The organism is Sphingomonas sp. CV7422 (genome assembly GCF_027945725.1).
Taxonomy (GTDB): Bacteria; Pseudomonadota; Alphaproteobacteria; order Sphingomonadales; family Sphingomonadaceae; genus Sphingomonas; species Sphingomonas kyungheensis.
On sequence record NZ_CP115900.1, the window covers coordinates 2,575,408 to 2,594,970 of the forward strand.

Sequence of the window (19,563 nt, forward strand, 5' to 3'; positions counted from 1 at the left end):
TCACCAGCTCCACAGCGTGCCGTCCTCGAGCCGGTTCACCGGCAGATAGGCGCGTTTGTAGGCATGGGCGGCGGCACGGTCCTCGTCGATCGAGACGCCGAGGCCGGGCGCGTCGCCGGGGTGCATCGTCCCGTCGGTGAAGCGATAGGCATGCGGGAAGACCGCGTCGGTTTCTTCATTGTGCGGCATATGCTCCTGGATGCCGAAGTTCGGCACCGACAGGCCAAAATGCAGCGCCGCCGCCATCGCCACCGGCGACAAATCGGTCGCGCCATGGCAGCCGGTCCGCACCTGATAGAGGTCGGCGAGCGCGGCGATGCGGCGCAAATGGGTGATGCCGCCGGCATGGACGACGGTGGCGCGGATATAGTCGATCAGCTGGTTCTCGATCAGATGCTTGGCGTCCCAGATCGAGTTGAACACCTCGCCGACCGCGAGCGGCGTCACGGTGTGCTGGCGGATCAGGCGGAAGGCGTCCTGGTTTTCGGCCGGGGTCGCATCCTCGATCCAGAACGGGCGATAGGGTTCGAGATCCTTACCGAGCCGTCCCGCCTCGATCGGGGTTAGGCGATGGTGGACGTCGTGGAGCAGGTGCACGTCCCAGCCAAGCGCCTCGCGCGCGGCGGCGAAGAGTTCGGGGACGACGCGCAGATATTTCTCGGTCGACCAGACGCTCTCGCTCGGCAGGTCGCCGTCGGCGGGCTCGTAGCGCTGGCCCGGCTTGGCGACGCCATAGGTCGCGGCGAGGCCGGGGACGCCGCATTGCAGGCGGATCGCGCGATAGCCTTCGTCGCGATGGCGGATCGCGGTCTCGATCGTGTCGGAGATCGTCGTGCCATTGGCATGGCAATAGACGAGGCAGGAATCACGCGCCGCGCCGCCGAGCAACTGATAGACCGGCAGGCCGGCGATCTTGCCCTTGATGTCCCACAAGGCCATGTCGACCGCGGCGATCGCGGTCATCGTCACCGGGCCGCGCCGCCAATAGGCGCCCTTGTAGAGATATTGCCAGATATCCTCGATGCGATGCGCGTCGCGGCCGATCAGACAGGGTACGACATGCTCCTCGAGATAGCTGGCGACGGCGAGTTCGCGGCCGTTGAGCGTCGCGTCGCCGAGGCCGGTGGTGCCGTCGTCACAGACGATCTGGAGTGTGACGAAATTGCGTCCCGGCGACGTGACGATGACGCGGGCGGCGGTGATGATCGGCATCGGGCGTCCTTCAGGCGATATCGAGGGCGACGGACTGGACGTCGCGGCTGTTGCTTCCAGTCATGATAGAGAAGCGGCCGGGTTCGACCACTTCGCGCATGTCGCGATTCCACAGTCGGAACGCCTCCGGGCCGAGGTCCATGCGCACGGTGCGGGTCTCGCCCGGCTTGAGCGTCACCCGCGCGAAGCCGCGCAGCGATTTGACCGGGCGGGCGACCGACGACACCTCATCCCGCACGTAGAGCTGGACGACCTCGTCGCCGGTCCGCTCGCCGATATTGGCGACATCGACCTCGACGGTGACGCTGCCGCCGGTGCCGATCCGCGCCGCCGACAGCCGCGGCGGCGACAGACGGAATCGGGTGTAGCTGAGACCGAAGCCGAACGGGAACAGCGGCGCGTCGTCGTCGAACAGATAGCCGCGCCGGGCCGAGGGCTGGTGATCGTAATAAAAGGGCACCTGCCCGACGTCGCGGACCACCGTCACCGGCAGCTTGGCGCCGGGATTGACGTCGCCCCACAAAGCGTCGGCCATCGCATGCCCGCCCTGCTGGCCCATGTACCAGCATTCCAGCATCGCATTGGCGCCGGCGACGACGGCCGGCCAGCTCGGCGGGCGGCCGTTGATCGCCACCACCACTACCGGCTTGCCGGTCGCCTTCATCGCCTCGAACAGCGCATTCTGTTCGCCTAGCAGATCGAGCGAGGTGCGGTCGCCGAGATGCGTCTTGGCATAGCCTTCGCGGCTGGTCTGTTCGGTGTCGCCGATCGCGAGCAGGATGACGTCGGCGGTGGCGGCGAGCGTCGCCGCCTCGGCGATCAGCGCGCGGTTGCGCGCCGGATCGGCGAGCAGCACCTCGTTCGCCGAGCGATCCTCGCTCTGGGTGATGAATACGCCCTGCGCGTGGACGACCTCCGCCTTGCCCTTCATCTTGGCGCGGATGCCGTCGAGGAGCGAGACGGGATCGGTCGGCAGCGACGAATAGCCGCCGAGCCGCGCCACCGCGGCATTGGGGCCGATCACCGCGACGCGGCGATGGCGATCGGGCGACAGCGGCAAGGTGCCGTCGTTCTTGAGCAGCGTGATCGATCGCGCCGCCGCCTCGCGGGCCAGCGCCAGCGCCTCGGCATTGGCGGTCAGGCGCGCGGCGGCGCGCGGATCGATGCGCGGCGCCTCGAACAGGCCGGCGCGCATCTTGAGCGTCAGCATCCGCGTGCAGGCGGCATCGACATGCGCGAGCGGCACGCGGCCGGCGCGCACCTGATCGGCGAGCGTCCGATAGGCCACGCCGTCCGGCAGATCGCTGTCCACCCCGGCGGCGAGCGCGATCCGCGCCGCATCGCCGGTGTCGGCCGCGATGTGATGGAAATAGTCGAGCTCGGGGATCGCCGCATAGTCGCTGACGATCGCCCCGTCGAAGCCCCATTCGCCGCGCAGCACGTCGCCGAGCAGCCATTGGTTGGCATGGCTCGGCACGCCGTCGATCTCGTTATAGGACGGCATCACCGCGCCGATGCCGGTCCGCTCGACCACCGCGCGGAACGGCGGGAAGTAACTCTCGCGCAGCTCGCGCTCGCCGATCTGCGCGGGGGCGACATTGTTGCCTGCCTGCGGCTGGCCGTGGCCGGTCATATGCTTCAGCGTCGCGAACACCTTGCCGGGCGCCAGCTCCTTGCCCTCGCCCTGCAGGCCGTGGACCGCGGCGACACCCATCTCGCCGCACAGATAGGGATCTTCGCCGAACGTCTCCTCGATCCGGCCCCAGCGCGGATCGCGGGCGATGTCGACCACCGGCGACAGCGCCAGCACGGTGCCGTGCGCGCGCACCTCGCGGCCGATCACCGACTGGACGCGCGTCATCAATGCGGGATCGAAGCTGCCGGCGAGCGCGATCGCCTGCGGAAAGCTCGTCGCCTCGGGTGCCATATAGCCGTGCAGCGATTCCTCGTGGAACAGCACGGGGATGCCGAGCCGCGTCCGGGTCCGCGCCCACTCCTGCGCGGCGTTGACGAAGGCGATCGTATCGGCGGGCTTGCGCCAGCGGCCGGTGACGTCGGTGCCGGTGTTGGTGGCGGTCGCCGCGCCGCCGCGATCCGACGGCCGGGCGATCTGGCCGATGCCGTCGGGATAAGCGGTGCTGGCGCGCGCCGGATCGAACGCGCGCGCGTCATCCATTACGTCACGCTTGGTGGTCGACAGCGTGATCAGCTGCGCGACCTTCTCGTCCAGCGTCATCCGCCCGAGCAGATCGCGGACGCGCAGGTCGACCGGCGCGCGCACATCCTTGTACAGCGGCTGCGCAGGCCGCGCCGCCGCGGGCAGGAAGGCGAGCATCGAGGCCCCGGCGCTCCAGCGCAGCAGGTCACGACGGGACGATAGGACACGCGCGGTCAAGACAGTCTCTCCAGAATTGGCAGACCAGTACGATGCGGCTTGCCTGTTATGTTGATAGCGATAACAAGACCGGCGAAGCGCGGACTTGTCAATCGGTCGCGACGGGAGAGAGCCATGAAACACTATCGCGCGCTGATTGTAACATTAGGTGTCAGCTGGCTGGCGATCGCTGGTCCGGCCTGTGCCGATGACGGCTATGACCTGTGGCTGCGTACGCCCAAGGCCGTCGCCGGACCGGCGGCGGTGACGGCGATCGGCGACAGTGCGACGATCCGGCTGGCCGCCGACGCGCTGCGCCGCGCGCTGCCCGCGGGGACGCCGGCGGTGACCGTCGCCACGGCGGGCGATCCGCAGGTCGCGGCGCTGCGCCTGCCCTTCGCCGGGCTCGGCGACGAAGGCTATCTGGTGCGGCGGGTCAGCCTCGGCGGGCGGCAGGTGCTGCTCGTCGCGGGCAACAGCGATCGCGGCGCGCTCTACGGCGCCTTCGCGCTGTTGCGCGCGGTGGGTGACGGCGCGGACGCCGCGGCGGTGACGTTGCGCTCGGCACCCAAGGTCAAGCTGCGCGTGCTCGACCATTGGGACAATCTGGATGGCACGGTCGAGCGCGGCTTTGCCGGCCAGTCGCTGTGGGATTGGTGGTCGCTCCCCGACTTCGACGATCCACGCTACACTGATTATGCGCGCGCCAATGCCTCGATCGGCATCAACGGCACCGTGCTCAACAACGTCAACGCCAAGGCGGACAGCCTGACTGCGCCCTATATCGCCAAGGCGGCGAAGCTCGCCGCGGTGTTCCGGCCGTGGGGGATCAAGGTCTATCTGTCGGCGCGCTTCTCGGCGCCGATCGAGCTCGGCGGGCTGAAGACCGCCGATCCGCGCGACCCTACGGTCGCCGCCTGGTGGAAGGCGAAGGCGGACGAGATCTACCGCGCCATTCCCGATTTCGGCGGCTTCCTGGTCAAGGCGAACAGCGAGGGCCAGCCCGGCCCGCGCGATTACGGCGCGAGCCATGCGGACGGCGCCAACATGCTCGCCGCCGCGGTGCGCCCGCATGGCGGCATCGTCATGTGGCGGGCGTTCGTCTATGCCGAAACCGACCCCGAGGATCGCGCGAAGCAGGCGTATAGCGAGTTCAAGCCGCTCGACGGCAAGTTCGCCGACAACGTGCTGGTGCAGGTCAAGAACGGCGCGATCGACTTCCAGCCGCGCGAGCCCTTCCACCCTTTGTTCGGCGCGATGCCCAAGACGCCGCTGATGATCGAATTCCAGATCACCAAGGAATATCTCGGCTTCGCCACCCACCTCGCCTATCTCGGCCCGCTGTTCGCCGAGACGCTGCACGCCCGCACCGGACGCAAGCCCGGCGAGACGGTGGCCGACGTGGTCGACGGATCGGCGGAGGGGCACCGGCTGACCGGCATGGCGGGGGTCGCCAACATCGGCCGCGACCGCGACTGGTCGGGGTCGACCTTCAACCAGGCCAATTGGTATGCCTTCGGCAGGCTGGCGTGGGACCCCGATCTCGATCCTGCGGCGATCGCCCGCGAATGGGCGGGGCTGACCTTCGGCAACGATCCGCAGGTGATCGCCACCACGACCGCGATGATGGCGGGATCGCGGGAGGCGGTGGTCGACTATACCGGCGCGTTCGGGCTCGCGCATCTGATGGCGACGGGGCATCATTACGGGCCGGGGCCGTGGGTCGCCGATCTCGCCCGACCCGAATGGAATCCGACCTATTACCATCGCGCCGACCGCGGTGGCATCGGCTTCGAGCGCGGCGCGAGCGGAAGCGATGCGATCGCCCAATATGCCCCGTCGGTCGCGCGACAACTGGCCAAGCCGGAGACGACGCCGGAGCGCGAATTGCTCTGGTTCCACCATGTCGCCTGGGACCGGCGGATGGCGGACGGGCGGACCTTGTGGGAGGATCTGGTCGCGCATTACGACGCCGGTGTCGCCTATGTCGCGACGATGCAGAGCCAGTGGCAGAGCCTGCGCGGCAAGATCGACGCCGAACGCTGGCAGAAGACCGCGACCTATCTGTCGATCCAGCATCGCGAGGCACGCTGGTGGCGCGACGCCAGCCTCGCCTATTGGATGTCGGTCAACCAGCGCGCGCTGCCTGCCGGCGTCGCGCCGCCCGAACACGACCTCGCCTGGTACAAGGCGCAGAGCTTTCCCTATGCGCCGGGGCACACCTCCTGAACGCCGCCGAAGCGGGGTGCCCGGCGGCACCCCGCCGCCCGTGACACGCCTGTCGTCCCGACAAATCGGTCAGGCCAGCTGGCACTGCATCCGGAAAGACACACCCCGAAACACAATGACATGAATTCATTTGGCCTAACCGGATTGGCATTGACTTGCTGACCAATTCGACGAAGATAGCGCTATCAAGACCGCTGAGACGGGCATGACGAGGACGGGGATGATGATGGCATCGCTGACATTGCTGACGGCCCCCTGCCCCCGAGCGGCTCACGCCCGGCGACCTATCGCCGCGGGCTGAGCCCGCCGCTCCTGCCCTGCCGGCGGTGCGTGCCGCCGGCGACGATCATGACGCGCATCGCCGCAACGAACGGCAGCGCTCCACCAGAGAGGATATTCCAGCCGTGACCACCCGCACCCTTCGCCTGCGTCGCATCGCCCTGTTGTGCGCTACCACGCTCGGCACGCTGAGCGCCCAGATGGCCGCGGCGCAGGCGGTCCCGCCGCCCTCCGAACAGACCCCCGCCGACGGTCAGGACAACGGCCCCGCGGTCGCACCGGCGCCGCAGACCGACGAGACGCAGGGCACGCCGGGTGAGGACATCGTCGTCACCGGCTATCGCTCCAGCCTTGCCAAGGCGACCGACTCGAAGCGCGCCTCGACCGGCTTCACCGATTCGATCTTCGCCGAGGATATCGGCAAGTTCCCCGACACCAACATCGCCGAATCGTTCAACCGCATCCCCGGCGTGACGATCACCCGCGACGTCACCGGTGAAGGCACCAACGTCGCGATCCGCGGCCTCGGATCGAACTTCACCAACGTGACGCTGAACGGCGCGACGATCGCCGTCGCCTCGTCGGGCGCGACCGATGCGCAGGGCACCGACCGTTCGGTCGACCTCAGCTTCTTCCCGACCGATCTGTTCACCAAGCTGACCGTCAACAAGAGCTATACCGCCGACCTGCTCGAAGGCGGCGCGGCGGGCAATATCGACCTGCGCTCGGCGCGGCCGTTCGACCGCAACAGCTCGTTCCTCGCGTATAATATCCAGGGCACCAAGCAGACGCCGGAAGACCGGATCGGCGCGCGCGGCTCGCTGATCGGCAGCTGGCGCAACGATACGTTCGGCATCCTCGCCGGCGTATCGGCACAGCGGCTGTTCACCGAGACGCGCGGGTTCGAGACGATCGGCTACACCAACCCGGCGCTGACCGCGGCACAGTGCGGCGCGACCTCGGGCTGCAACACCACCGGCGGCGGCAACTGGACGATCCCGGCGACGGTGCCGGTCGGCGCCGGCGCAGGTCTGGTCGCCGGCACGACGATCGACCGCGCCTTCCTGCTCGCCAACAATCCCGGCGCGACGATCCAGCAGATCGACAACGGTCTGATCCCGCGCCTCGGCCGCACCGCCAACATCCGCGGCCCGCGCGATCGCCTCAACGCGATCCTCAGCGCCGAATGGCAGCCGACCGACACGCTGCATTTCTATATCGATGGTCTGTACGGCTATAAGAAGAACGACCTGATCCGCGAGGACATGGCGTGGATCGGCCGCAACGGCGCGACCATCCCGACCAACCTGACCTTCGACAAGAGCGATTGCAGCGCCGGCTGCACCGTCACCGGCGGCACCTTCGCCAATGCGCAGTTCTTCGACGAATTCCGCCCCTATATCGAAACCACCAAGCTGTTCAGCGTCAATCCGGGCGGTGAATGGGAGATCAACGACAAGCTCAAGCTGACGCTGCAAGGCAATTACGCGCGTTCGACCTTCCACCGCGAGAACCCGACCGTCGGCATGACGACGCCGCTCGGCGTCGGCAACACCGTCACCTATTCGAACACCGGCGGCATCCCGACGATCACCAGCTCGCTCGACCTCAACGATCCCAACAACTTCGGCTGGTACACCGGCAGCCGCGTCAGCGTGAACGACGAGCGCCGGCTCAACGTCAACAAGGGCTTCCGTGGCGACCTCGTCTGGGGCGACAAGTCGCTCAACCTCAAGGTGGGCGGCTCGTTCGACGACATTTCGCGCCGGATCAGCAGCTTCGATGCGTCGCAGCAGTGGCAGAACGCGGTCTGCGGCAACAATCCTAGCGTCTACGTGCCCTCGCCGAACACCCAGCCGCCCTGCGAAGGCCTGTATGCGCCGGGTGCGGCACCGGCCGGCTATCCGACCTATCCGGGCCTCGGCACCGGCTACAGCAGCGGCCTCACCGGTCCGGTCACCTATGGCGGCTCGCTCGTGCCGAACAGCGCCGCGCCGACCTATCTGAAGCCCGGCCCCGCCGGTTTCGTGACGGTCGACTTCCCGGCCTTTGCCGCAGCGACCAACTACAACTTCTACCACGACAATGCGCCCGAGAGCGGCTCGTCGACGACGGGTGCGAGCGGCGGCACGATCCGCGAGGTCAACAAGGGTCTGTTCGCCACGATCAACGGCGCGCAGGAGCTCGGCGGCAACATGCTGCGCTTCAACGTCGGCTTGCGCTACGTCAACACGATCCAGACGATCTCGGGCCGCGTCTCGGTTCCCGATCCGCGCAACACCACCGCGACCGGCGGCACGCTGCCCGACGGCAGCCGCTATCCGAACATCGTCAACATCGCCGAGACCCGCAACGTCTATTCGGAGTGGCTGCCCGCAGCGACCTTCGCCTATGACGTCAGCGAACATGCGGTGGTCCGCGTCGCCGGATCGCGCACGATGACCCGCCCCGATCCCTCGGCGCAGCTGCCGGGCGTCAACTTCAGCGCACCGTCGGCCGACCAGGCGTCGATCGGCAACCCGGCCCTCGCCCCCTATCTGTCGACCAACCTCGACCTCGGCTTCGAATATTACACCGGCCGTGAGGGCGTGATCAGCTTCAACGCCTTCCGCAAGTCGATCGAAGGGTTCACCACCACCGCGATCAACACGGTGCCGTTCTCGAACCTCGCGCAATATGGCATCACCTACGATACGCTGAACCCGACGCAGCAGATCGCGCTCAACTCGCGTGGCGGCCCGACCGCGGCGCAGGTGCAGGTGACCTCGCAGGTCAACGTGCCCAACAAGCTGACGATCAACGGCCTCGAATTCCAGTGGGTGCAGCCGCTCGACTTCCTGACCCGCCACATCGGCATCACCGGCTTCGGCTTCAACGCCAATGCGACGGTGGTCGATCAGCGCAGCGACGGCCCGGCGACGGCGTTCGGCGTGGCACCGTTCACGTACAACATCACCGGCTATTACGAGAAGAATGGCGTGATGCTGCGCGTCTCGACCACCTCGCGCGAAGGATCGCAGAGCAGTGGCCTGGCGCAGAACGGCATTCCGGCGGCGGCGCTGTACGGCACCGACTATACGACCTACGACTTCTCGTCGTCGTTCGACCTCGACAAGATCTTCGGGTTCGCCGGCGCGCCGCAGCTTACCATCAACGTCGCCAACTTCACCAATGCGACGCTGCGGTCGTACTTCCAGTTCGAGAATGCGACCTTCACCCAGTACAAGCCCGGCCGTCAGTTCCTCGTCGGCCTGCGCGGCACCTTCTAGGTCGCGACAGAGAGACACCGGCATGGCGATCACCAGACGCGATTGGATCGGCGGGGTGATCGCCGCCGGGCTGCTCGACGGCCCGCTCGCCGCGGCGGTGCGGTTCGACCGGCGCACGGCGGGGTTTGACATCACCCTGGCGGGCGGCGGCGTCACGCCCGTCTTCGTCGATGCGGCAGACTGGCCCGGCGTGCGGCGCGCCGCCGCCGATCTCGCCGCCGATATCGGCCGGGTGACAGGCACCGCGGCGCCACTGCTGACCGATCCTGCAAGGTTGGCGCCGCGGATCATCCTCGTCGGCGCGCTCGGCCGGTCGCCATTGATCGACCGGCTCGCCGCCGCCGGGACGATCGACGTCGCCGACGTGCGCGGGCGCTGGGAGGCGTTCGCCGTCCAGACCGTCGCCCATCCCTTTCCCGGCGTCGCCGAGGCGTTGGTCATCGTCGGCAGCGACAAGCGCGGTGCGATCTACGGTGCCTATGATCTGTCGCGGATCATCGGCGTCTCACCCTGGTATTGGTGGGCGGACGTGCCGGTGACGCGCCGTGCGCATGTCAGTGTCGCCCGCGGCCGCTATGTCGAGGGGTCACCCGCGGTCAAATATCGCGGCATCTTCCTCAATGACGAGGCGCCGTGCCTGTCGGGCTGGACGACGGAAAAGTTCGGCGGGATGAACGCCGACTTCTACGGCCGGTTGTTCGAACTGCTGTTGCGGCTACGCGCCAATTACCTGTGGCCGGCGATGTGGAACAACGCCTTTGCCGTCGACGATCCGCGCAACGCGCCGCTCGCCGACGACTATGGCATCGTCATGGGCACCTCGCATCACGAACCGATGATGCGCGCGCACAAGGAATGGACCGACCACCGCGCCAACTATGGCAACGGCGAGTGGAATTACGCGACCAACCGCGACGGCGTCCGCCGCTTCTTCGACGAAGGCATCGTCCGCAACGGCGCCAAGGAATCGATCGTCACGATCGGCATGCGCGGCGACGGCGACGTCGCGCTGGAGAGCACCGGCAACCTCCAGTCCGACATCCATCTGCTCGAAACGGTGATCGCCGACCAGCGCGCCATCATCGCGCAGCGCACCGGCAAGCCCGCCGACCAGACGCCGCAGGTGTGGGTACTGTTCACCGAGGTCTACAAATATTACGACGCCGGGCTCAAGCTGCCCGACGACGTCACGCTGATGTTCGCCGACGACAATGTCGGCAATCTGCGCCGCCTGCCCCTTCCCGCCGAGCGCGGCCGGCGTGGCGGCTTCGGCATCTATTTCCACATGGACATGCACGGCGGTCCGTTCGCCTATCAATGGATCAACTCCAATCCGCTGCCCAAGATCTGGGAGCAGATGAACCTCGCCAACCGCTATGGCGCGAACGAGATCTGGATCGCCAATGTCGGCGACCTGAAGCCGCTCGAACTGCCGATCGACTTCTTCCTGGCGATGGCGTGGAAGCCGGCGACGGTCGACAAGGACAGGATCGCGCAATGGACGCGCGACTGGGCGGAACGGCAGTTCGGCCCCGATCATGCCGCCGAGATCGCCGACCTCGTCACCCGCTACGCCAAATATAACGCGCTGCGGAAACCCGAGCAGCTCCGCCCCGACACCTTCAGCCTCGACCAGTATCGCGAGGCCGAGCGCGTGGCCGACGCCTGGACCACGCTGCTCCGCCGCGCCGACCGGCTCGAGCCGTTGCTCCGCCCCGATCAGCGCGACGCTTATTACCAGCTGGTGCTCTATCCGGTGCGCGCCTGCGCCAATCTCACGCTGATGTACATCGCCGCGGCGCGCAACGCCCGCAACGCGCGGCAGGCGCGCGCCAGCACGCGCGCCGAGGCGGAGGAGGTCCGGCGGCGCTTCCTCTACGATCATCAGCTGCGCGACACCTACAATCACGTCCTGGCCGGCGGCAAATGGAACCACCTGATGGACCAGACGCACATCGGCTATTTTGACTGGTATCCGCCCGAGAACGACATCATGCCGCCGGTCGCCGATCTCGACCTCACCGGGGTCGCGGGGTTCGGCGTCGCGGTCGACGGTGACGATCGGTCGTGGCCCGGCTTCTACCTGCCGCCGGTGCTGCCGACGCTCGACAGCCTGACGCGGCGGCCGACCTATCTCGAAGTCTATCCGCGCGGGGCAGCGCCGATCGCGCCGGTCGTGCGCGCGGACCAGCCGTGGGTGACGCTGCGCGAGGGACCGGCGTTCGGCGTCTCGCCGCGCGAACGGCGCTATTGGATCGACATAGACTGGGCACACGCGCCGGTCGGCCGGTCTGAGGCGGCGGTGACGGTCAGCGACGCGGGCGTCACGATCACCGCCAAGCTGACCGCGATCCGCGCCACCGCGCAGCAGGAGCGCGACGCGCGCGGCGCTTACGGCGGGCTTGCCGGCACCTTCGCGGTGCCGGTGACCGCCTTCGCGAGGCGGACGGTCGTCGACGGCGTGCGCTGGGAGGCGATCCCCGATTACGGCCGCGTGGCGGCGGCGATGTCGGTCTTCCCGGTCGATGCGGCTCCGGTCAGCGACCCGGCCCGCGCGCCGCGCCTGGAATATGACGTCTACCTCGCCGCGGCCGGGGCGTATCACGTCGATCTCGTCACCGGCGCGACGCTGGAGACGATCCCCGGTCGCACGCTCGGCGTAGCGGTGGCGCTCGACGACGGGCCGTTCGCCGTCAAATCGGTGTTCGGCGGGCCGGAGGGCGTGGCGCAGGATTTCCTCGGCGACCAACACCCGGTGACGACCGCGAACAACGCGCGGACGATGCGCTTCACCGTCACCGCGCACCGCGCGGGACGCCACCGGCTGGTCGTCGCGATGATCGACCCGACGATGGTGATCCAGACGATCGCGGTGTCGCAAGGGCCGACCAAGCCCAGCTATTTCGGACCGCCCTCGCCCGATCATATCTAGCCGCCAGCGGCGGGAGCAATGCGGCGCCTGGTCGGTGGCGCGCCGTAATCGACGGCAACGTGGTTGACGCTTTCTAATCCTCTATAATGAATCCGTGATCGACGAGGTGCGCCGCATCTCGCCGACCGTCGAACCGCAAATGGCGCCATCCACCGGTGCCATGACGATGCCTGCTCCGGCAGCGGAGGGGGCATTCCCGTATTGCACAAGGCTGACTTATGCGCGTCACCATCCGGGCGAAGCTCGTCTGCGTCTTTTCCGTCCTCATCCTGCTGTTGCTGGCGATCGTCGGCATCGGCATCTCGCGGTTCGAGATCATGGATCGGGCGATCAGCGACGTCATCGCCGGGCCGACGACACGCGCCATTCGCGCCTTGAGCTTTGACGAAGCCCTGCATGACGTGATGCTGAACGCGCGCGACATGACGCGATCCACCGACGATCTCGGCAGCCAGCACCGGTATGAGACGATGAAGCAACAGCGCGCCGTGGCGCAGCGCCTGCTCGATACCGCGCTCGCGCAGGCAACGCCGCTCAACCGGTCGCGATGGACCGGAATCGCCGATCGCTGGGCGCGTTATGTCGTCGTCAATGACGCGGTCGCCCATCTGGTGCTGGCGCATCGCAATGCCGAGGCGGCGGCACTGGCGGCCGACAAGGGCAGCCGGCTCGGCGGCGAGATGATCGCGATCTCCAAGGAGCTGGTCCGGATCAACCAGAAGCGGCTCACCAATGCGAGCGGCAGGATGCATCGGCTGCGCAGCAGCTCGCGCCTGACGTTGCTCGTCGCGGCGGTGCTCGCTCTGCTCGTCGCGATCGGCGGCGCCTTGTGGGTGTCCTCCTATATCATCACCGGGTTGCGCCGGGTGCGCGGGCTGATCGACGCCGTGGCGATCGGCGACCTCGACCGTCAGGTGGATCTGGGCGGCAATGACGAGATCCGCGATCTGGCCGACGGCGTCGCGAACATGACGACCGCGCTGCGCCAGTCCGCCGACCTCGCCGACCGGATCGCCAGCGGCGATCTCACCGTCGAGCATCGGCTGCTGTCGGAGCGGGACCGGCTCGGCAAGGCGCTGGTGACGATGATCGCGACGCTGCGGGAGGTGGTCGGCCGGACGCATCGCGCCGCGGATCAGGTCGCGGCGGGAAGCCAGACGCTGTCCGCCTCGTCCGATCAGCTCAGCCAGGGCGCGACCGAACAGGCCGCCGCCGCCGAACAGGCCTCCGCATCGATGGAGCAGATCGCCGCCAATATCCGCCAGAATGCCGACAATGCCGGCCAGACCGAAGACATCGCCCGCCATTCGGCGCGCAACGCCGAGACGACCGGCGCCGCGGTCCAGCGAGCGGTCGCGGCGACCCATGCGATCGCGCAGAAGATCCGCATCGTCCAGGAACTGGCGCGGCAGACCGATCTGCTCGCGCTCAACGCCGCGGTCGAGGCGGCGCGCGCCGGCGATCACGGCAGGGGCTTTGCGGTGGTCGCCGCCGAGGTCCGCAAGCTCGCCGAGCGCAGCCAGCAGGCGGCCGGCGAGATCGACGGCATGGCGACCGACACCGTCGCCGCCGCGTCGCAGGCGGAAGAGATGCTGACGCGCCTCGTCCCCGACATCCGCCGCACCGCCGAGCTGATCGCAACGATCAGCGCCGCCTGCCGCGAACAGGATGTCGGCGCGACGCAGGTCAGCCAGGCGATCCAGCAGCTCGACACGGTGACGCAGCAGAATGCCGCCGGCTCGGGGGATATCGCGGCAACCGCCGAAACGCTCGCCACGCAGGCGGAGCAGTTGCAGCAGGCCATCGGCTATTTCCGCCTGCCCTCCGACTCCGCCGTGCGCAGGAGCGACGTGCCGGCGATCGTCCGTCGCCCCCCAACGCCCCGGGCGGGCGCGTTGCAGGCGGTCCCGGCATGGTGATCGCATGCGACGGGGCCGGTGCGGGCGTTCGGGCCGTACCGCTCATCCTGATCCTCGGCCACGCATAGCGAAACCTCTGCGAAAGTCTTGGCGTTGCCCGACACCCGTCGTCATCCCCGAACGTGTGCCGGCTTCATCGTGTCGCTCGATCGACAGCTTAGGCTCCCACCGAATCGTGGATGCCGTACCATCTCCGGCATAACGGAGGGAGTTTGCAGACGTCCCGCATCCTCGAGCATTCCGTAGCCTGTTAGGACAGGGTCGACACCCCGCGTCCCGCACAAGACGGAGTGTTTCGCCAGCAGCGGCCATTCGGTCCCATCGACGGGTTGTCTGACCGCGCGCAGGCCCGATACTGAGGCCTCCCCTCCCCAGAAGGACCCGTGTTGGAAGCCGTATCGATCGTCCTGTTCCTGTTGCTCGCCGTGGTGATGAGCGGCGCCTTGTCGCGGATGCTGCCGGTGGCGGTGCCGACGCCTTTGGTGCAGATCCTGCTCGGTGCGGTGATCGGCCTGTCGACCTCCTACCGGGTCGCGCTCGATCCCGAGCTGTTCCTGCTGCTGTTCCTGCCGCCGTTGCTGTTCCTCGACGGCTGGCGCATCCCCAAGGACGAATTGCTCAAGGACCTGTCGACCGTCGTCGAGCTGGCGCTCGGCCTGGTGCTGCTGACGGTGCTCGGCATGGGCGTGTTCATCCACTGGATGATCCCGGCGATGCCGCTCGCGGTCGCCTTCGCGCTCGCCGCGGTGGTGTCGCCGACCGATCCGATCGCGGTGTCGGCGATCGCCGCGCGCGTGCCGATCCCCAAGCGGATGATGCACATCCTGGAGGGTGAATCGCTGCTCAACGATGCCTCCGGCCTGGTCTGCCTGCGTTTCGCGATCGCCGCGGCGCTGACCGGCACCTTCTCGCCGACCGCGGCGGCGACGAGCTTCCTGTGGGTTGCGGGCGGCGGGCTGGCGATCGGCGTCGGCGTCACCCTGGTGGTGACGCGGATCAAGGCGTGGGTGTCGCGACGCTTCGGCGAGGAGCCGGGGTCGCAAATCCTCGTCAGCCTGCTGATCCCCTTCGGCTGCTATCTGCTCGCGGAGCATCTGGAAGCCTCGGGCATCCTCGCCGCGGTGGCGGCGGGCATCACCATGACCTTCGCGGAGATTTCGCGGCAGGCACTGGCGACGACGCGGATGCGCCGTCATTCGGTGTGGGACACGATCCAGTTTGCGCTCAACGGCATCATCTTCGTGCTGCTCGGCGAGCAATTGCCCGGCATCCTGGCCGGCGCGCGCGCGACCGTGCTGCTGACCGGGCATCACGATGCGGGCTGGCTCGGCCTCTACGTGCTGGCGATCGTCGCCGGGCTGGCGCTGCTGCGGTTCGGCTGGGTGTGGGTATCGCTGCGGCTGACGCTGCTGCGCCGGCAGCGGACGAGCGAGGCGACGCTGCACAGCCCGAGCTGGCGGCTGGTCGCGGCAATGTCGCTTGCCGGCGTACGCGGCGCGATCACGCTGGCGGGCGTGCTGACCATCCCGCTGACGCTGACCGACGGCAGTCCCTTTCCGGCCCGCGATCTCGCCATCTTCCTCGCCGCGGGGGTCATCATCGTCTCGTTGGTGCTGGCCAGCATCGCCCTGCCGATCCTGCTCAACGGCCTGACCATGCCGGCCGAACCCTCGCGCCAGGCGGAGGAGGATGCGGCCCGCGTCGCTGCGGCGGAGGCGGCGATCATGGCGATCGAACGCGCGCAGCACGCGCTCGCCGAACGCGACGGCCATGCCGATGTCTATGCCGCGGCGGGAACGCGGGTCATGGACGTGTATCGCGAGCGGATCGAGAGCCGCAGCAAGGGCGCGCGCGTCGCAGCGGCGGCGCGACGGCAGGACCAGCTCGAACGCGACTTCCGCCTCGCCGGGATCAAGGCGGAGCGCGCCACGGTGGTCGCCCAGGTGCGCGAACGCGCGATCGGCAGCGCGACCGCGCAGAAGCTGATGCGCGAGCTCGACCTGCTGGAGGCCCGATACCAGACTTGACGCGCGGCGGGTGCGGATCGTCGGCGACCTGACGTGTCGGGGCTCGCGCTAGCGGCTCGGGGTGTCCGCCCGCCCGATGCCGCCGCCATTCTGCTTGGCCTGATAGAGCGCGGCATCGGCGCGCGCGACGAGTTCGTCGAGGTCGCTCGCGCCGCCATCGGCGGTGACGAAGCCGAGGCTGACGCCGATCTCGATTTGATGCGCGTTGATCTGATAGGGCGCCATGATCCGGCGGACGAGCGTGCGGGCGAACTGGTCCGCCTCGCTGGCGGTCCGCACGTCGGACTGGAGGATGACGAATTCGTCGCCGCCGACGCGCGCCGCCGTGTCGTGCGGATGCAGCACCGACCGGACGCGGTCGCCGACCGCGGCGAGCAGCGCGTCGCCGGTCGGGTGGCCGTAATGATCGTTGACCGGCTTGAACGCATCGAGGTCGATGCAATGGATCGCGATGTCGCGGGCGGCGCGCGGGCGGCTGACGAACGCCTCGCGCAGCCCGAGCCGGTTGGGAAGAAGGGTCAGCGGGTCGACGCGCGCCAGCGCCGCCATCGCCTGACGGGTGATGATCTGCTGCCGGGTCGCCCGGTAGAGGTGGCGGATGCTCTGCATCGCGGCGAGCATGAAGCAAAGCAGCGCGACGGCGAGCAGCCGGTACGCGCTATTGTCATGCTGCGCCGCGGCGGCGGCGATCGGCAAGGCGCTGCCCACGAGGCAGGCGGCGGCGAGCCACGGCCGGATCGAGGTATGCGCGACCAGACCCGAGCAATAGCCGAACAGCAATCCCATCGCGAGCATCTGCAACAGCACCGCATCGAACGTGAAGGCGCGGGCGCCGAGCAGGCCGAGGGCGAGCGCGGTGCCGAGGCTGAGGACGGCGAAGGCCTGCGCCCAGCCGGAATGCGCCTCTGCCGCCTCTCCGGCCCAGACGTGGTGCGCCGCGATCAGCGCCAGCTTGGCGAGCAGGCAGGCGACGGCGACACTAAGCGCCGCCGTGGCGAGGCGATCGGAAAGCTCCCAGGCGATCCGTCCGCCGAGCGCGGCGAGGATCGCGCCCATCGCCGCATTGGGCAAGGCGGTGGCAAACAGAGCGTGACGCAGCTCGTTCCGCACCGATTCGGCAGCAGCACCGCGGGGGGAAGGCATGGTCATGATCGTGCCGTACCGCCATCCACCAAAAAAGATATTAAACTCGATACGGCTCTTTTTTGCTTCGCAAACAAATCCTCTCAACAAAGATATGTCGAATACGGACATTAAAGATCGCATGCGATGCGATTAGCCGCGGTTAGCGCCGATTTGTTCGCTACTTCTATACCATCTTGGGCGCATGGTCGCTGCATGACCGGCCTAATCTTCCGCTTGCGACGGCTGCGCCATTCGGATCAGGCGATCGCCGCCGCTGTGCGCGAAACCCTGGTCGAATCGCTCTATGCCTCGCCACAGTCGCTGGTGATCGGTGCGCTAACCAGCAGCGCGATCGTCGGCATCGTCGCGGCGGTGAGCCGTGCGCCGGTGCTGATCGCCTGCGCCGTCGCGGTGACGATGCTCGCTGCGATCCGCATCGCCGATGCGGTGCGGCTGTATCGCCGCACCGCGACGCTGTCGCTGCCGAGCGGCGTGTGGGCGCGGCGGCAGGAGCTGATCTACCGCCTCGGCGCGCTCGGCTATTCGGCGCTGCTCGGCGGCTTTGCGATGCTGACCCTCGTCCAGAGCGACAATGGCGTGCTCCACCTGCTCGCGGTGACGATGTCGATCGGCTATGCCGCCGGCATCGCCGGGCGCAACGCCGGGCGGCCGTGGATCGCGCTCGCGCAATTATGCTTCGCGTCGTTGCCGATCGCGATCGGGCTGATCGCCTCGTTCGATCCGCTCAAGATCGCGCTGGCGGTGGTGATCCTGTTGTTCATCGTCGCGATGATGGACATCACGCTCCAGACCTATGGCGTCATCCTCAAGGCGACGGTGGCGTCGCGCGAGAAAGCGGCGCTCGCCGAACATCATGCCGCGATGGCACGGCGCGACGACCTGACCGGCGTCGCCAATCGCACCGCCTTTCGCGAACAGTTCGAGACTCGGTTGCAGCGGCTGGCCCAGGGCGACCGGCGCCTGGCGATCCTCTGGATGGACCTCGACCGGTTCAAGGAGATCAACGATTCGTTCGGCCATCTCGCCGGCAATGCGCTGCTCGCCGGGGTCGCGCGGCGGCTGGACACGGCCTTTGCGGAAGAAGGTATCGTCGCGCGGCTCGGCGGCGACGAATTCGCGGTGGTCTGTGCGGTCGCGCAGGATGACGAGGCGCTCGCGCTCGGGCGGCAGATCCTCGACCTGGTGTCGCGTCCGGTCGAGCACGGCGGGCGGATGCTCCATGTCGCCGCCTCGCTCGGCATCGCCATCGCCCCCGCCGACGGCAGCGACGCGGATACGTTGCTCAAGAACGCCGATCTCGCGCTGTATCGCGCCAAGGATGGAGGGCGGGGACAGATGTGCCTCTACGAACCGTTGATGGACGAGAAGATCGAACGCAGCCGCACGCTCGCCGCCGAGATGCAGGACGCGCTCGAACGCGGGGAATTCCACCTCGTCTTCCAGCCGATCTACGACCTGTCGGGGCAGCGCATCCTGTCCTGCGAGGCGCTGCTGCGCTGGACGAGCCGCAATTACGGGCCGATCTCGCCCGCGGAGTTCATCCCCATCGCCGAGGACAACGGCCTGATCGTCGCGATCGGCAGCTGGGTGATCCGCGAAGCGTGCCGGCTGGCGAGCCGCTGGCCGGCCGAGGTCAAGATCGCGGTCAACCTGTCGCCGATCCAGTTGCGCGCGCACAATCTGCCGAGCGTCATCGTCGGCGCGCTCGCCGCAAGCGGGTTCGCCGCCGACCGGCTCGAACTCGAAGTCACCGAATCGGTGCTGCTCGAAGATGTCGAGGCCTCGCTTGCCGCGCTCGACGCGATCAACCGGCTGCACGTCCGCACCACGCTCGACGATTTCGGCACCGGCTATTCGTCGCTGAGCTATCTCACCCGCTTCCCGTTCCAGACGCTCAAGATCGACCGGTCGTTCATCGCCGACCTCGAACAGAATCCGGCGTCGGTGGCGATCGTCCAGACGGTGATCGACCTCGCCGCCAAGCTCGGCATGCGCACCGTCGCCGAGGGGGTGGAGACGCAGGCGCAGCTCGATCAGCTGCGGCGGACGCGGTGCGATGCGGTGCAGGGCTTCCTCCTCGCACGTCCGATCCCCGCCGAGCAGGTCACGGCGCTGTTCGCCGAGGCGGCGGGGGGTCGCGACGAAGGGGTCAGGGCGCAGGCGCGGCCCTGACCCG

General features: G+C 68.1%; 9 protein-coding genes. 6 read left to right on the forward strand and 3 right to left on the reverse strand.

The window, feature by feature from the left end:
- Together manD and PBN85_RS12250 are read right to left on the reverse strand one after the other, a co-directional pair.
- Complete coding sequence (gene manD, locus PBN85_RS12245; RefSeq protein WP_271299174.1) at window positions 1-1,212, reverse strand: D-mannonate dehydratase ManD; 1,212 nt, start codon at window positions 1,210-1,212, stop codon at window positions 1-3.
- Between the two features lie 10 nt (window positions 1,213-1,222).
- Entirely contained in the window at window positions 1,223-3,547 is a 2,325-nt protein-coding gene (locus tag PBN85_RS12250; RefSeq protein ID WP_271300889.1) for a glycoside hydrolase family 3 N-terminal domain-containing protein, read from the reverse strand.
- Window positions 3,548-3,721: 174 nt separating this feature from the next.
- On the opposite strand from PBN85_RS12250, the gene PBN85_RS12255 reads away from it, so the two are divergent.
- The 5 genes from PBN85_RS12255 to PBN85_RS12275 all read left to right on the forward strand — a co-directional run bounded on the left by PBN85_RS12255 (window position 3,722) and on the right by PBN85_RS12275 (window position 16,241).
- Entirely contained in the window at window positions 3,722-5,815 is a 2,094-nt protein-coding gene (locus PBN85_RS12255) for an alpha-glucuronidase family glycosyl hydrolase (protein WP_271299175.1), read from the forward strand.
- Between the two features lie 479 nt (window positions 5,816-6,294).
- Window positions 6,295-9,363: a TonB-dependent receptor gene (locus PBN85_RS12260; RefSeq protein WP_373276497.1), complete on the forward strand. Its 3,069-nt coding sequence runs from the start codon at window positions 6,295-6,297 to the stop codon at window positions 9,361-9,363.
- Window positions 9,364-9,385: 22 nt separating this feature from the next.
- Window positions 9,386-12,295, forward strand: coding sequence for a glycosyl hydrolase 115 family protein (locus PBN85_RS12265; protein ID WP_271299177.1), 2,910 nt, complete (start codon window positions 9,386-9,388; stop codon window positions 12,293-12,295).
- Window positions 12,296-12,513: 218 nt separating this feature from the next.
- On the forward strand, window positions 12,514-14,214 hold the full coding sequence (locus PBN85_RS12270) for a methyl-accepting chemotaxis protein (protein WP_271299178.1): 1,701 nt from the start codon (window positions 12,514-12,516) through the stop codon (window positions 14,212-14,214).
- 386 nt (window positions 14,215-14,600) lie between these two features.
- Window positions 14,601-16,241: a Na+/H+ antiporter gene (locus PBN85_RS12275; protein ID WP_271299179.1), complete on the forward strand. Its 1,641-nt coding sequence runs from the start codon at window positions 14,601-14,603 to the stop codon at window positions 16,239-16,241.
- A 48-nt stretch (window positions 16,242-16,289) separates the two neighbouring features.
- Here PBN85_RS12275 and PBN85_RS12280 read toward each other — a convergent pair whose 3' ends face one another.
- Window positions 16,290-17,390: a GGDEF domain-containing protein gene (locus tag PBN85_RS12280; RefSeq protein ID WP_271299180.1), complete on the reverse strand. Its 1,101-nt coding sequence runs from the start codon at window positions 17,388-17,390 to the stop codon at window positions 16,290-16,292.
- Between the two features lie 189 nt (window positions 17,391-17,579).
- Here PBN85_RS12280 and PBN85_RS12285 point away from each other — a divergent pair, with 189 nt between their 5' ends.
- On the forward strand, window positions 17,580-19,559 hold the full coding sequence (locus tag PBN85_RS12285) for a putative bifunctional diguanylate cyclase/phosphodiesterase (RefSeq protein ID WP_051583322.1): 1,980 nt from the start codon (window positions 17,580-17,582) through the stop codon (window positions 19,557-19,559).
- Window positions 19,560-19,563 lie beyond the last annotated feature (4 nt).